Genomic DNA, 15,875 nt, shown 5'->3' on the forward strand with positions numbered 1-15,875 from the left:
TTTCAGGTCCTTGGATCAAACGCGTCGCGACAGGCTTCGCCGATAAAAACAAGCAGGGAAAGGATCAGCGCCAGCGCGAAAAACGCGGTCAAGCCAAGCCATGGCGCTTGCAGATTGTTTTTGCCCTGGCCAATCAGTTCCCCCAGTGAGGCGCTGCCGGCCGGCATGCCAAAACCGAGAAAATCCAGTGCCGACAACGTCGCAATCGCGCCGGTAAGAATGAACGGCAGGTAGGTCAACGTCGCGCTCATGGCATTGGGCAAGATGTGCCGGAGGATCACCTGCGCATCACCCACCCCCAGTGCCCGTGCGGCTTTCACGTACTCAAGCCCGCGGCTGCGAAGGAATTCAGCGCGCACCACATCGACCAGACTGAGCCAGGAAAACAGCGCCATGATCCCCAGCAACCACCAGAAATTCGGCTCGACGAACCCGGACAGAATGATCAGCAGATACAACACCGGCAGGCCCGACCACACCTCCAGCAAGCGTTGCCCGATGAGGTCGACCCAACCGCCGTAGTAGCCCTGCAGCGCACCGGCCGCGATGCCGATCAGCGCGCTGGCGGCGGTCAGTGCCAAGGCAAACAACAGCGACACCCGTGCACCGAAGATCACCCGCGCCAGCACATCCCGCGCCTGATCGTCGGTGCCCAGCCAGTTCTCGCCACTTGGCGGGCTCGGCGCCGGTTCCGTGAGGTCGTAATTGACCGTGTCGAAACCGAACGGGATCGGCGCGAACCACATCCGCCCGCCCTGCCCCTCGATCAACTGACGCACCTGCGCGCTGCGATAGTCCGGCTGAAACGGCAGTTCGCCGGCAAAGTCCTGCTCGGTGTAGCGCTTGAACGCGGGGAAGTACCAGTCGCCCTGATAGCTCACCAACAGCGGCTTGTCATTGGCGACCAGTTCGCCGCCCAGGCTCAGGCCGAACAGCGCGAGAAACAGCCACAACGACCACCAGCCGCGCCGATGCGCCCTGAACCGCGCCCAGCGACGCTGGCCGATAGGAGATAACGTCAGCATCAGGCAGCCCTCGCAGTGAAGTCTATGCGCGGGTCGACCAGCGTGTAGCACAGGTCGCCGAGCAGCTTTATCAGCAGGCCGAACAGGGTGAAGATGAACAGCGAACCGAACACCACCGGATAGTCGCGCGACACCGCCGCTTCGTAGCTGAGACGGCCAAGGCCATCGAGGGAGAAGATCACTTCGATCAGCAGCGAACCGCCAAAGAACACAGTGACCAAGGCCTGAGGCAATCCGGCAACCACCAGCAGCATCGCATTGCGAAACACATGGCCGTACAACACCTGCCGCTCACTCAACCCCTTGGCCCGCGCGGTGACCACATACAGCCGTGAGATTTCATTGAGAAAGCTGTTCTTGGTGAGGATTGTCAGCGTGGCAAAACCGCCGATCACCAGTGCTGTTACCGGAAGCACCAGATGCCAGAAGTAATCGGCAATCTTGCCCCACAGCGACAGCTCGGCGAAGTTGTCCGAGACCAGCCCGCGCACCGGAAACCAGTCCAGCGCCGTGCCGCCGGCAAACACCACGATCAGCAGCAGCGCAAACAGAAACCCCGGCATCGCGTAACCGATAATGATCGCCGCACTGCTCCAGACATCGAACGCCGAGCCGTTGTGCACGGCCTTGCGAATGCCCAGCGGAATCGACACAAGATAAGTGATCAAGGTCGCCCACAAGCCTAGCGACAAGGTCACCGGCAGCTTCTGCCAGATCAACTCGGTGACGCTGGCGCCGCGAAAAAAACTTTGTCCGAAATCCAGTTGCGCGTAGTTCTTGAGCAGCAGCCACAAACGCTCGCTGGCAAGCTTGTCAAAGCCATACTGGCGCTCGATGTCGGCCACCAGTTGCGGATCAAGGCCGCGAGTCGCGCGGGATTCGCCGCCGACGCTCTCGACATGGCTGGAGCCCACCGCTGCCCCGACGCCAATCCCCTGTAGCCGCGCAATGGCTTGCTCCACCGGGCCGCCCGGTGCGGCTTGAACGATGACGAAATTGACCAGCAGAATCGCCAGTAACGTCGGCACGATCAGCAGCAGGCGTCGCAGGCTATAACCCCACATGGGCGTACTCCTTTTGCTGGTTTTGCATCTGGGTCGCGGTCAGCGCCGTGGGACTGATTTCCCACCAGGTGTCGAGGCCGGCGTCGTACAGCGGCGCAATCGCCGGGCGACCGAAACGGTTCCACCAAACGGTGGAAAGGCCCGGCGGGTAATAGTTGGGCACCCAGTAATACCCCCACTGCAACACCCGATCCAGGGCACGGGCGTGACGCAGCAGGCTTTCGCGGTTATCGGCCTGTACCAGCCCTTCGAGCAGCGCGTCGACTGCCGGATCGCGCAGCGTCATGTAGTTGTTCGAACCCGGATCGTCGGCCCCGTCGGCGCCAAAGAAATTGAACATCTCGCGCCCCGGCGCCTGACTCACCGGGTAACCGACGACGATCATGTCGTAGTCGCGATTGCGCACGCGGTTGGTGTACTGCGCAGTGTCGACCTGACGGATATCGAAGCCGATGCCGATCTGCGCCAGATTGCGCTTGAACGGCAGCAACAAGCGTTCGAAGCCCTTCTGGCCATTGAGAAAAGTGAACTGCAGGGGTTCGCCTTTGGCGTTGACCAACTGATCACCCTGGGGTTTCCAGCCAGCCGCCTCCAGCAGTTTCAACGCTTGCAGTTGTTCGGCGCGGATGTTGCCGCTGCCATCGGTTTTCGGCGCCTCGAAGACCTGGGTGAAAACCTCGTCGGGAATCTTGCCGCGCAACGGCTCAAGGATTTTCAGTTCCTCGGCATCAGGCAGTTCGGTGGCCGACAAGGCGCTGTGTGAAAAGTAGCTGCGCTGACGCAAGTACATGCTGCGCATCATCTGCCGGTTGGTCCATTCGAAATCCCAGAGCATGGCGATTGCCTGCCGTACCCGGCGGTCCTGAAACTGCGGCTTTTGCAGATTGAACACAAAACCCTGCGTGCCTTGGGCCGCGCCGGGTGCGAGGTGCTCACGGCGCAATCTGCCCTGTTCCAGCGCCGCGCCGGCATAGCCGATGGTGAAACTGGTCGCCGAGAACTCACGGTTGTAGTCGAAGCCGCCGGCCTTCAGCACCTGACGCGCGACGTCGGTGTCGGCGAAGAATTCCACGCTCAAATGATCGAAGTTATACAGACCGCGAGTGATCGGCAGATCCTTGGCCCACCAGTCCGTGATCCGTTGAAATTTCACGCTGCGTCCGGCATCCACCGCACTGATTCGATAGGGGCCACTGCCCGGCGGAATCTCGAAACCGCCACCGTCGGCGAAGTTACGGATGCGCCACCAATGCTCGGGTAGCACCGGCAGCGTCGCCAGATCCAGCGGCAAGGTGCGGCTGTCATTGTTCTTGAAAATGAAACGCACCTGAGTCGGCGACTCCACCTGCACTTCAGCGACGTCACGAAACTGCTGGCGGTATTTGAGGCTGCCCTGGGTGGTCAGCAACTCGAAGGTGTAGCGCACGTCTTCGGCGGTGATCGGCGAGCCGTCTTCGAAACGTGCGTGAGGGTTCAGATAGAAACGCAGCCAGCGCCGATCGGCGTCCAGCTCCATCTGCTGCGCCACCAGACCATAAACGCTGTAGGGCTCATCCTTGCTGCGATAGGCCAGCGGCGCGTAAAGCCAGCCGTCGACATCCGCCACGCCGGTGCCTTTGTCGATGTAGGGAATCAGATGATCGAACGGTCCGCTTTCCAGCGAGGACCGACGCAGTGTGCCGCCCTTGGGTGCGTCGGGGTTGGCGTAGGCCAGGTGCTGGAAGTCGGCGGCGTACTTGGGGGCTTCGCCGTAGACGGTGAGCGCCGGTTGTGGGGTCGCCCAACCGAACGGCGTTAAAAGCACACAGGCGCTGAATAAAATGAGTCTGGAGAACATTGGCAGATCCCTTTTTACGGTGCTGCTAATGGCCTCATCGCTGGCAAACCAGCTCCCACAGGTTTTCTGCTGCTCGCGAATTCCTGTGCAAGCTGGCTTGCCAGCGATGAGGCCCTGGCAATCACTACACAACCTGCCTACCTGTGATGTGCAACAGGCCGGCGATTTTTATAGGGCAGGCTTTAGATCAATCAGTGACTAAAACCCGCCAACACTGACCATTTTTAAAACTTGTAACTGACCCGCGTGCACAGCGTCCGCCCGAACGGGTCGCCATATTTCGGGTCGTAGCCGCTCTGGAAGGTGTAGGTCTGGTTACTGAACGGCGGCTCGCGGTCGAACAGGTTTTTCGCGCCGAGGGTCACGCTCAGGGTCTTGCGCCAGGTGTAAGTGCCGGCGAGGTCCCAGACGTTGTATGAGCCAACGTAGTCGTGGGACTCGCGATCCGAATCGTGATAACCGCTGGTGTAACGGTTGGTCAGCGCCACCCCGTACGGGCCGTAATTCCAGCTGCCGGTCAGGCTGTGCCGCCAGCGGGCCACGGCGCCGGCCGAGGCGAAGTCACCGCCACGGAAATCACCTAGCTTGTCGATGTAATCGCCCTTGAGCTGTTGCTGATAGTCATAGCGGGTGACGTAAGTGCCTTGCAGACCGATGCCGAAATTGCCGTACGGGGTACTCGGCAGGCGATAGTCGAAACTGACGTCGACTCCGTTGGTCTTGATCTTGCCAAGGTTGGCCAGACCGGTGACGACGTGGTCTATGGAACCGTCAGGCTTGCGGATCAGACGATCCGGGTACAGCTCGGGATTTTCAAACACCGCCGATTCGGGAAACTCGGCGATCTGATTGGCGATGTCGATCCACCAGAAATCCAGCCCGGCCGTCAGGCGTTCGAACGGCTGATAGACAAAACCAAGGGTGACGTTACGCGCAGTCTCCGGGCTCAGGTCGGTGTTGCCACCGCTGGTACGGTTGAACTGCTGCGCGCAGTCGCGGTTGGCGATGCCGCCGTTGCTCGGGTTGCCGCCAGCGCACAGGCGCGGGTCGTTGTAGTTGGCGTTGGTGAACGTCGTGAAGTTGGGGTTGTACAGTTCATACAGCGACGGCGCACGGAAACCTTCGCTGTAGGCACCGCGCACCACCAGTTCCTTGAACGGCTGGAAGCGGAACGAATATTTCGGGTTGGTGGTGCTGCCGAAATCACTGTACTTGTCGTGGCGCACGGCGGCAGACAGTTCCAGGCTGTCGAGTACCGGCACGTTGACCTCGGCGTACTCGGCCGAGACGCTGCGATCCCCGGCCACGCTGCCGTTCGGGTCGACACCGAGGCTTTGCACATCACCGGCGAATTGGGCGAAATCCTGATGGAAGTCTTCCTTGCGGTACTCACCGCCCAGCGCCAAAGCTAAGGGACCGGCACCAAACCAGTCGCCAATTTCGCGGCTGATCCGCCCGTCGATTGCCTTCACACGCCCGACCGCCGTGGCGTAATCGCCGTCCACCGCATTGGCCGCCAACAGCGCGGAACCGGCGGCGGTCTGTGGACCGAACGGGTTGATCACGCCATTGGCAATGCCGGCGCTGACAGCGCGGTCATTCACGTAGCCGCTTTGAATGGTGTTGACCACTTTGTTCTGGTTGTACGAGGCACCGACGTTGTAGTCCCAGCCCACCAGCGTGCCGTCAAAACTCAGCAGCAAACGCTGACCGGTGTTGTCGTCCTCATGCTGACGCGCGCCCACTGCGGTTTCTCGCCAGTTCACATCGACCGGTTGTGTCGGGTCGAGGGCAAAACCGTTCGGCCCCGGGGTGATGCCGTTACCTGGATAGAACGTGGTACCGGGATTGACCTGATTGCCCATCAACGTACCCGGACCAATCTGCGTGCGGTTTTCATTGCGTGCCCAGAAGTATTCGAGGCTGACGTTGTGATCGTCCGACAGCTTGCCGGTGGCTTTGGCGAAGGCCGAGGTCTTTTCGGTTTCCGGCACCAGATCGAGATAGTTCCACAGGCTCTGGCGGCAAATACCGTTGCGCGAGAGCAAACCAGGCGCGTTGCAACCGGAACCGGCCAACGGGTTGGTGGCGTTGCTGCCCTGACTCCAGTTGGCCGGCGAGGCGGTGCCGGAGGTGTAATCGAGGCCGCGGTTGGGCTGGTAGTTGTAGGTGTAACCACGGTCCTCGGCGGCCAGTCGCTGCTGTTTGTCGTAACTGACCACGCCGAACACGTTGAAGCGATCATCCTGCAAATCACCAAAACCCCAGCTGCCGCTGAAGTTACGGCTTTCGCCACCACCGGAATGTGTCGGTGTGTCGTAATTGGTGCTGATCTGGCCTTCGGTGAGACTGGTCTTGGTGATGAAGTTGATCACCCCGCCAATCGCATCGGTGCCGTACAAAGCCGACGCGCCGTCGCGCAGCACTTCCACCCGGTCGATCGCGGCGAACGGAATGGTATTGAGATCAACGCCAGATCCGTTGATCGCGTTGGTGGCGTTGTTACTCAGGCGCCGACCGTTGAGCAACACCAGCGTCTTGTTCGGGCCGATCCCGCGCAGATCCGCGTAAGACGCCCCGCCACTGCTCGACCCCACCGAGCGCCCGGAGCCGACCGAAGACTGGTTGGCGGAAATGCGACTGACCAGCTCTTCCGTGGTGGTGACGCCCTGCTCGCGCAACTCTTCGACGCGCAGAATCGTCACTGGCACTGCAGTTTCTGCATCGACCCGACGAATCGCCGTGCCGGTGACTTCGACACGCTGCAGCTGTGTGGTCGGCTCGGTCACAGTGCTCTCGGCGGCAATCGCCGGCACCGTGTTGATTGCCAGCAGCAAGGCCAGGCTCAAAGGGGATTTAACGGGTGAAAAATGGATCATGAACAGCCATCCCTGCGTTTTGGTTTATGCAGGGATGTGCGATGACGAATAAGGTTTTATAGGGTTGGTGTTAGACCGTTGGGTGATGAGGTTATGCAAAAAACGAAATCCGCACAGATCATGCCGATGCCATCTCCCTGAGTAACCGGGTATCCAGTCCAAACCGCTCTTGAGAGACCATTTTGAACTGCCCCTCCGCCAGTTCGCAGCTCACCAGTAGATTCCACGAGTGCCGGGTTGCCGCGGAGGGGATCAGCACAAACGGATGTTCAGCCAGTAAAGCGTCGGCAAAATCCCGTTGATTGGGTGAAGGCCGCGCAGGGCTCAACCAGTAAGGATTCGGCACTTCCTCCGGCTGCACCACTCTGACCTTGGCGTCGCTGATGACCTCGAAACAGGTCAGTACATAAGGCTCACTGTCCAGCACATCAAAACTGTGATTGGCTGCCACTTCCAGAATGGCCGACGACGGGTCGACCGATGCATAAACCACTCGCCGACCGGGGGCATTCCATCGTCCTCCGTTCAGCTTTGAACCAATCCCGCTGTCCCAGGTGCATCCGTAGACTTCCGGGTCCAGCCGCCAGGCATACCACTGCCCGTCCCACGGCAATGGATTCATTGGTGGACTCCGTAGATGATCTGCCCAAGGTACTGCTCCACCATCTGGAAACCCAGTGAATGCCGGGTCAGTTCCGACGGCACGTAACCGTTCAAATAGGGGGTGGGCTGCTGCAGCCACTCTTCTGCCTTTGATTGACGCCCAAATGCCCGAATAGCCATCTGCAACACCAAGGCATACTGGTAGGCGACGACACTCTGATGCGGGTCAAGCCGTACCGACAAGCCTTCCTTCATGAGCCGGCGCACGGTTCGGACAGATTTGCCGGTGATGCGTTTGACCATCTCGCCTTGCTGGTACAGCTCGGAAGTGGACAGCATGTTGACGACGTCGCTGAGCTCAAAGCCCTGTTCTGTCAGCTCGACGATCAAAGTGGCATCGTCACCGACGTTCTGACCATGCACGAGTATGTCGACAGGTTTGCCTTCGACTTTTTTCAGCCCCGTGAGTCGAGGCGTTTTCACTGCGGGCATCGCGACATCCTCCATGGGGCATCGGGCGCGATCGTCGCGCCAGTAATGGCGAGGGGAATACGTTGGGGTTTCGATCTCGATGTGTGGGGTTCGCATCATTCATCCTTTGTCTGGGGTCTGAGCGTTCGAGCCGCTCAGCGACTTCAATGTCATGACTGATGCTATAGATCGCGCTTCCGACGACCAACCTGAAAAAGTCGTCGGAAATATCCCCTACCCGTCGCAAAACCCTGCCTTTTCCGTAGGACGTAAACGCGAGGCATTCTGCCATCAGCTGCCGAAGTGATAACTCACATCCAGCCACCACTGACGCCCGTACGGGTCGTAGTTGCCGGTCGGGTAATAAGGCCAGCCTGCGGAATCGTCGTGTTTGATCTGATTGAGCACGTTGTTCACGGTCAGACCGACACTCGCCCGGTCATTGAGCTTGTAGCGCGCACTGGCGTTGAACACTGTCCACGGCGACAGTCGCCCATCCCCCGCGCCATTGGTGACGGAGCCGTAGCGAATGCCCATCAGCGTCGCCGTGGCTTGCTGATAGTCCCAGGTCAGGCTGGCGTTGACCTTGCTGCGCCAGTCGTAGTTGGTGCGCGAGGTGCGCCAATCCTGGGTTGGGGCCTCATCGGATTCCTTGTAGTAATGCGACAGCACCAGGGTGTAGCCCAGCGTCGAGCTGAACGCACCGTAATGGCCGGCGCCCCAGCGAATGTTGCTCTTGAAGTCCAGACCGCTGACCCGCTCGCTGGCGGCGTTGATCGCATTCACCCGCACGCGCTGCAATTGGTTCGGATCGACGGCGGCGTTGCCGGCATTGCGGTCGATACGCGCCAGCGTCGACTGGCAGTTGGCCGAGTTGATGTCCTGGGTGCCGTTGCGGCATTCGTTCTCCTGCTGCAACAAGCGGTTCTCGTCGACCGTGGTCAGCAGGTCATCGATCTCCACACGCCAGAAATCCGTGGAGAAATCGAAGTTACGCGAGGGCGACCAGACAAAACCATAGGTCCACGATTTTCCGCGTTCGGATTCAAGGTCGGCGGTGCCACTTTGCGTGTAGTCGACCCGCCCGCGATCACAGGCGCCCTCCACGCCCTGGCTGCAACCGTAGTAGTCGACCTGTGCCGGGTAGTAACCGTTGCTGTCCGATTGATAGATGTAGTTCAGGTCCGGCGCGCGGAAACTGGTGCCATAACTGCCGCGCAACAACAGGCTGGTGACGGGCCGCCATTCAAGCCCAAGGTTGTAGGTCTTCTGTTGCTCGGTGCGGCCGCTGAATTTGTATTGGTCCCAGCGCCCCGCTGCGGTCGCCAGAATCGTGTCGGTGAGCGGAATGCTGAACTCGCCGCCCGCCGCATAACGCTTGCGCGAACCGCCGGAGCTTTGCGCGGGAGACACGCCATAGAACGTGCCATCGTTAAGGCCGTCATCCGGGTCGACACGGTATTCCTGCTTGCCCGCTTCCAGCACGCCGGCAAATCCCACCGGGCCTGCCGGCAGATCAAACAGATCGCCATTGACCGAGGCGTTGTAACTGGTCGACACCGATTTGCTGCTCTGGGTCAGGTTGCTGCGAAACTGCTGCCACTCCTGCGGCGTCAGCGGCCGATCAAGGCGCGATGCGTCCGGGGCGAATACCGGGTAACCGCCGCTGGTACCCAGTTGCGGGCCGAGGTAGAAATCCTGTATCGATGACAGCGGCGTGTAGCGGGTTGTCCGCACGCTGCGATATTCCGAGCGGTTGGCCGCCAGATCGTAGCGCCAGCCAGTGTCGGCAATCTTGTCGGAAAGACCGAGGGTGCCGGTCCACGAAGTGTCGCGCCACTTGCTGTTATTGCTGGTGCGCCCACCGATTTCCTCTTCGCCGTAGCGTCGATACCAGCGCTCCAGATTGCCGCTGTTCTGGTTGATGAAATCCGGCGAAGTGAAGGTCGGGCCGCGGGTGTTGTTCTGGATGTGGTCGAGGCCGTACATCAAGTCGGCAAACACCTCTCCGCTGTCGCTGAAGTGCCAGGTGCCGCGGCTGTAGCCGTCGTAGTTTTCCTTTTGCGTCTGGATCGTCCAGTAATCGTTGTACATCTGATCGGTGCGGCAGCGGCCACCACTGTTGACCAGTTTGTTGTCGAAGGTGCCCTGATAGGCACCGCACCCCGGCCCCAGATAACGGCTATTAGTCAGGTCGCGGCGATAACCGACGTCCGCCAGCGGGCCGCTTTGCATGAAGCCACGGTCGTCAGCCCAGATCGGGTCGCGGTGGGTCAGCTCCAGGCCGAACAGACCGTCGAAATCGCCCCAGCTGCCACCGCCACTGATCTGCAAGCGCTGATTATCGCCACCGCCACGCTCTGTCGTGCCGCCCTTGAGGTTGACGTCGACACCGTTGATTTGCTTCTTGAGGATGATGTTGACCACCCCGGCAATCGCATCCGAGCCGTAGATCGCCGAGGCGCCGCTGCTGAGGATTTCGATGCGTTCGATGACCGCCGACGGAATGTTCGCAAGGTTGGTGAAATTGACCTTGCCGTCGTACGGCGTCGGGTAATCGGCGACGCGCCGCCCATTGATCAGCACCAGTGTGTGATTGGGACCGAGGCCGCGCAGGTTCAGCGCACTGGCCGCCGGTTGCCAAGTGTTGCCGTAATCCTCGCCCTGGGTCATGCCGGTGTTTTGCGTCTGGGTCGCCAAGGCGTCGTAGACGTTTTTATAGCCGCGCGCTTCCATTTCCTCGTGGGTGATGACGTTGACTGGTGTCGCACCGTCGCTCTGTGCGCGGGCAATGCGCGAGCCGGTGACGGTGACTTTCTCCATGCGGTAATCGGCGCTGGTGGCGGGTGCCACAGTGGTGACTTTTGCCGGTACGGAAGTCACGGCTTCGCCTTCGCGGATACTCAGCCCCTGAGCGCTCTGCTCGACTTGCAGACCGCTGCCGAGCAATGCCTTCTCCACCGCTTGGCGACCACCCAATGCCCCGCGTACGGCGCTGCTGCGTTTGCCCTGCACCAGATTCTGGCTGAAGGAAATCGGCACGCCGGTCTGCCGCGAGATATCCAGCAGCACCTCGTCGAGCGGGCCGCTGGCAATGTCGAAGGTGAACACCGTGGCAGCCGGTTGCTGGGCGAAAACATTCAATGGACTGATGCCCATCGCCAACGCAGCGGCGAGTGTCAGTCGAGGTAATTGTTGTTTGAATGAGAACATCGAGGGGCTTCCCTGTTGAAGGCGTCTGCAGGGAATGAGCAGCGGGCCGGCACTTTTTATAGGTCGGCAATTAGGCCAAGAAGTCATATCCCTATAACCGAACTTGATGAATACCTTTATCTGGTCTCACCTCCCCCTCGGCAGCTCCTACACGGCCGGGCGGTGTATTTACGAGCGCGGTTCGATGCTGACCCAGTAAGGGTTGTGCCAGGTGACGCGGATCGGCAGTGAATGCTCCAGCAACTGCAGCGTCTGGTCACTGTCGTCCAGCGGATAGAGGCCGCTCAAGCGCAAGTCGGCAACCTCTGGGCTCACATGCAAAATGCCGCGACGGTAACGGCGCAAGCTGTCGATGACCTCGCTCAAGGGACGGTCACGAACTTCCAACCGTCCTTGCACCCACGCACTTTCATGGCCTTTGTTGCGTTGCAGACTGAGGATGTTCTGGCTGTTGAACAGCAGGTTCTCCCCCGCCTCCACCACTTGTCGCGCGCCGCCCGAGGTGACCACTTCGACCTGTGAATGGAGCATCACCAAACGCGTGGCATCCTCGCCCTGCTCGACGAGAAATTTCGTCCCCAGTGCGCGCATCCGACCGTGCTCGGTCTCGACTACAAACGGCCGCGCCGGGTCCTTGGCCACGTCCACCAGCAACTCCCCGCTGCGCAACGCGAGCAAGCGTTGATGAGCATCGAACAGAGGCAGCACACGACTGCGCGCGTTGAGCGTCAATGCACTGCCGTCTTCCAGGGTGAAATCACGCCGCTCACCGGTGCCAGTCGCCAATTCACCCGCCTCCGGCAACCAGCCATAGCGCCGTCCGAGCAACCCGACCAGCAGCGCAACACCGAGCACGCTCAAGCTGCCGCTGATAAAGCGGCGGCGGCTCGATGGTGCGTTAAGGCTGTGCAGCAGACTGTTGCGCGGCAGCCCGCGCAGGCTCGGATTACGCAGCAGGTTCAGACCGCCGCCCATTTGCTCGATGATCTGTTGGTGTCGTGGATCGGCCGTGCGCCAGGCGTCGAACGCAGCGCGCTCGCCCAGGCTGACTTCGCCCGATTGCAACAACGCCATCCATTGCGCCGCTTCATCGATCACCGCTTCGTCGGCCCTCATGCCTGCATCGCCTGATAGCAACGTTTGAACGCCTCGACCATGTACTGCTGCACGCGACTGGTGGAAACCCCGAGGCGTTCGCCGATTTCGCTGTAGGTCAGCCCGTCGAGCTGGTGGTAGAGAAACGCCGCTTTGGCTTTCGCCGATAGGCCGTTGAGCAAGCGATCGACCGCCAGCAATGCCTCGATCACCAGCGCGCGCTCTTCCGGCGAGGGATGCACCGGTTCCGGTGCCAGCGCCAGGCTTTCCAGATAGGCGCGCTCCAGGTCCTGACGGCGCCAGCCCTCGTACACCAGACGCCGGGCGATGGTGGTCAACAACGCACGCGGCTCGCGGATCGCCGTCGGGTCCGGCAATGCCAACACCCGTAAAAAGGTTTCCGAAGCGATGTCCTGCGCACTGTGCGGGCAGCCCAGCGTGCGGCCGACGGCAGCGCACAGCCAGCGATAGTCCTTTTGGAACATCTGCCCGATGATCTGGTAATGCGGGTTATGCCCACCCATGTCTTGCTCCCTGAAACGGGCTCCACCCGCTGCGAAAAACCATCGTTCTGCCGGGATCGTCCGGCTCTGATCAGGCGCGACTGTGCAATAGCGCTTCATACATTTGAAGTAATAAAAAATATACATAAGCGAACTATTTGACATATGACGCTTCATCGCCCCAGAAACATTGGCTGACACAACGTTGACCTCGATCACTGGTGTGCGGGTGGCCACTCATTACTCTTCCGGCTCCATCGAAGGCCAGGGAAGGCTCACCGGGAGCCTGCGGCTGATCCCACTCAAGGAAGAACTTTCATGCGACCACTCAAGATCATTCTGCTGTCGTCAGCGTTCAACGGCCTGACCCAGCGTGCCTGGCTGGAACTGCGTGAGGCCGGGCATTCGCCCAGCGTCGTGGTGTTTACCGACGAGGCCTCGGTGTGCGAACAGATCGAGCACAGCGGCGCCGATCTGGTGATCTGCCCGTTCCTCAAGGACCGCGTACCGCAAGCACTCTGGAGTAACACCGAACGCCCGGTGGTGATCATTCATCCGGGCATCGTCGGCGATCGTGGCGCCAGTGCTCTGGACTGGGCGATCACCAATGAGCTGTCGAGCTGGGGCGTGACCGCGCTGCAAGCGGTCGAGGAAATGGACGCCGGGCCGGTCTGGGCGACTTGCGAGTTCAATCTGCCGACGGGCCTGCGCAAGTCCGAGCTGTATAACGGGCGGGTCAGCGATGCGGCCATTGTTTGCATTCGCGAAGTGGTGGAAAAATTCATCGAAGGCTTCCAGCCAGTGCCGCTGGATTACACCAATCCGGCTGTGCGCGGACGTTTGCAGCCGAACATGAAACAGGTCGACCGCAGTTTCAGCTGGCACGATTGCGCCCGCTTCATCAAACGCTGCATCGATGCGGCGGACGGCCAGCCCGGGGTCCTGGCGAGTCTGGCCGGCGGTCAGTATTACGTGTACGACGCCCATCTGGATTCGCGCAGCGGCCTGCCCGGCGAGATTCTCGCGGTGCATGACGATGCGGTACTGGTCGCGGCGGGAGACCACAGCGTGTGGATCGGTTCGTTGCGGCGCAAACCGCAGCCCGGCGAAGAAACCTTCAAGCAACCGGCGCGGCATGTGCTGGCCGATCAATTGGCCGATGTGCCGAGGCTGGACTGGTCGGTCGCCAGCCAGCCGTTCAGTGACGAGGCGTATCAGCCGATTCGTTACCGCGAATCCGGGCATGTCGGCGAGCTGACCTTCGAGTTCTACAACGGCGCGATGAGCACCGAGCAATGTCAGCGCATGGTCGATGCACTGCGCTGGGCCAAGTCCCGCGACACTCAGGTGCTGTTGATCAAGGGCGGGCGCGGCAGTTTTTCCAACGGCGTGCATTTGAATGTGATTCAGGCAGCGCAGGATCCGGGCGCTGAAGCCTGGGCGAATATTCAGGCGATCGATGATGTCTGTGAAGAGCTGCTGACGGCGCGGCAACTGGTGGTCAGCGGCGTCACCGGCAACGCCGGCGCTGGTGGTGTGATGCTCGCACTAGCGGCCGATATCGTGTTTGCCCGGGCCGATATCGTGCTCAACCCGCATTACAAAAGCATGGGCCTGTATGGCTCGGAATACTGGACCTACAGCCTGCCCCGCGCCGTCGGCCCGGCGATGGCCGAGCAATTGACTCAGGCGTGTCTGCCGGTGAGCGCGGTGCAGGCGTGGCAACTGGGTATGGTTCAGGAAATCGGCCCGCGCTGCCCGGATGAGTTTTCCCTGTGGTTGCTGCAACGGGCCAACAGCGTTTTGAGTGACCCGACCTATGCGGCGGTGCGTGAACGCAAGTTGCGGGTTGATCAGGTGCTGATCCAGCAATGCCGCGAAAACGAGTTGCAGGAAATGCAGGAAGACATGCTTTACAACCGCAACGGCTTCGCCGAGAAGTGCCGGCACTTCGTCTACAAGCGCAAGGTGTGTGGCACGCCGGCGCGGTTGGTCGAGGATTGGGCGCGGATGCAAGAGATTGAACTGACCGATTGATCTTCAGCGTCTACGAGGGCCCCATCGCTGGCAAGCCAGCTCCCACAGTGTCCGTGGCGTACCCAGACTCTATGTACACCGCAAAACCTGTGGGAGCCTGGCTCGCCAGCGATGAACGATGACGCGGTGTCAGGGTAGCACTTACAATGCGTGCACCTCAAACACCGGCCCGCCCATGGACATCGATCTCGCCCGCACCTTCCTCGAAATTGTCCGCCACGGCAGTCTCGCCGCCGCCGCGCAAAAGCTCTTCGTCACGCAAACAGCGATCACCGCCCGCGTCCAGAAACTCGAAAGCCAACTGGGCAGCACCCTGTTCGTGCGCAACCGCGCCGGGGCGAAATTGACGCCGAACGGCGAAGCGTTCGTGGTCTACGCCAATCAACTGGTGCAGACGTGGGAGGCCGCGCGTCGCGACTTGCCGTTGCCCGAGGGCTATCACAATGTGCTGCACATCGGTGGCGAAGTCAGCCTGTGCAATCCGTTGATGCTCAGTTGGGCTGCGGAACTGCGCGAGAAAATTCCCGGGCATGCCCTGCGCATGGAAATCCGCGACGGCGAAAACCTGCTGCGCCAACTCGAACTCGGTGTGCTCGACGCGGCGCTGGTCTATCAGCCGGAATACTGGCCCGGCCTGCAAGTCGAGCAAGTGCTGGAGGAAAAGCTGATTCTGGTGCGCACACCGGAGCGCGCCGACCCTTACGTCTACATCGACTGGGGCCCGGACTTCCGTCGCCAGCACGATGCCGCCCTGCCGGAAAAAGCCAAAGCCGCGCTGAGCTTCAACCTCGGCCCGCTGGCTCTGCAATACATCCTTGAACACGGTGGCAGCGGTTATTTCCGCACCCGCGTGGTGCGCACCTATCTGGAAAGCGGTGCCTTGGAACCGGTGACCAAAGCCCCTGAATTCAGCTATCCGACCTATCTGGTGTACTCCCGCGACCGCGACTCGGCGACGCTGCAACAGGCCTTCGACCTGCTGCGCAAAGTGATCGAGGCCGATGACGACTGGTCGCAACGCTGGAATCCATTGAGCTGAATCCGCCGTTTTACACCGGATCATGGCGCATGTGACCTCAAGGTCCGGCCTGCACAAATGGCCGGATCGGCTAATCTGCCGGGTATAACAACAATACCTACGGGTGAAC

General features: G+C 60.7%; 11 protein-coding genes. 2 read left to right on the forward strand and 9 right to left on the reverse strand.

The features are described 5' to 3' along the window. Positions 1-2: 2 nt before the first annotated feature. The 9 genes from AC3WMT_RS02725 to AC3WMT_RS02765 form a co-directional block, all read right to left on the reverse strand. The gene (locus AC3WMT_RS02725) at positions 3-1,025 is read right to left on the reverse strand and encodes an ABC transporter permease (protein ID WP_103302373.1); all 1,023 of its coding nucleotides are present in this window, start codon (positions 1,023-1,025) and stop codon (positions 3-5) included. Beyond that, a complete protein-coding gene (locus AC3WMT_RS02730) occupies positions 1,025-2,089 on the reverse strand; it encodes a microcin C ABC transporter permease YejB (RefSeq protein WP_103302374.1) in 1,065 nt (354 codons plus the stop codon). Before AC3WMT_RS02730 ends, AC3WMT_RS02725 begins: the two co-directional genes overlap by 1 nt. Continuing rightward, positions 2,076-3,926: an extracellular solute-binding protein gene (locus tag AC3WMT_RS02735; RefSeq protein ID WP_103302375.1), complete on the reverse strand. Its 1,851-nt coding sequence runs from the start codon at positions 3,924-3,926 to the stop codon at positions 2,076-2,078. Before AC3WMT_RS02735 ends, AC3WMT_RS02730 begins: the two co-directional genes overlap by 14 nt. 224 nt (positions 3,927-4,150) lie before the next feature. Further along, a complete protein-coding gene (locus AC3WMT_RS02740) occupies positions 4,151-6,805 on the reverse strand; it encodes a TonB-dependent receptor (RefSeq protein WP_103302376.1) in 2,655 nt (884 codons plus the stop codon). Positions 6,806-6,923: 118 nt separating this feature from the next. Then, positions 6,924-7,427 (reverse strand): RES family NAD+ phosphorylase, encoded by a 504-nt coding sequence (locus AC3WMT_RS02745; protein WP_103302377.1) that lies wholly within the window; start codon positions 7,425-7,427, stop codon positions 6,924-6,926. Next, entirely contained in the window at positions 7,424-7,900 is a 477-nt protein-coding gene (locus AC3WMT_RS02750) for an antitoxin Xre/MbcA/ParS toxin-binding domain-containing protein (protein ID WP_177431357.1), read from the reverse strand. The genes AC3WMT_RS02745 and AC3WMT_RS02750 overlap by 4 nt, the downstream gene beginning before the upstream one ends. A gap of 270 nt (positions 7,901-8,170) precedes the next feature. Further along, positions 8,171-11,092, reverse strand: coding sequence for a TonB-dependent receptor (locus tag AC3WMT_RS02755; RefSeq protein WP_103302378.1), 2,922 nt, complete (start codon positions 11,090-11,092; stop codon positions 8,171-8,173). 168 nt (positions 11,093-11,260) lie between these two features. Beyond that, positions 11,261-12,208 carry a FecR domain-containing protein gene (locus tag AC3WMT_RS02760; protein ID WP_103302379.1) on the reverse strand — a complete coding sequence of 316 codons (948 nt, stop codon included), beginning with the start codon at positions 12,206-12,208 and terminating at the stop codon, positions 11,261-11,263. Then, on the reverse strand, positions 12,205-12,711 hold the full coding sequence (locus AC3WMT_RS02765; RefSeq protein WP_064120628.1) for a sigma-70 family RNA polymerase sigma factor: 507 nt from the start codon (positions 12,709-12,711) through the stop codon (positions 12,205-12,207). The genes AC3WMT_RS02760 and AC3WMT_RS02765 overlap by 4 nt, the downstream gene beginning before the upstream one ends. 297 nt (positions 12,712-13,008) lie before the next feature. On the opposite strand from AC3WMT_RS02765, the gene AC3WMT_RS02770 reads away from it, so the two are divergent. Both AC3WMT_RS02770 and AC3WMT_RS02775 read left to right on the forward strand, forming a co-directional pair. Beyond that, complete coding sequence (locus AC3WMT_RS02770) at positions 13,009-14,727, forward strand: hydrogenase maturation protein (protein WP_103302380.1); 1,719 nt, start codon at positions 13,009-13,011, stop codon at positions 14,725-14,727. 175 nt (positions 14,728-14,902) lie between these two features. Beyond that, a complete protein-coding gene (locus tag AC3WMT_RS02775; protein ID WP_103302381.1) occupies positions 14,903-15,766 on the forward strand; it encodes a LysR family transcriptional regulator in 864 nt (287 codons plus the stop codon). The last annotated feature ends 109 nt before the right edge of the window (positions 15,767-15,875 follow it).

It is taken from the genome of Pseudomonas sp. FW305-7, from assembly GCF_058786735.1.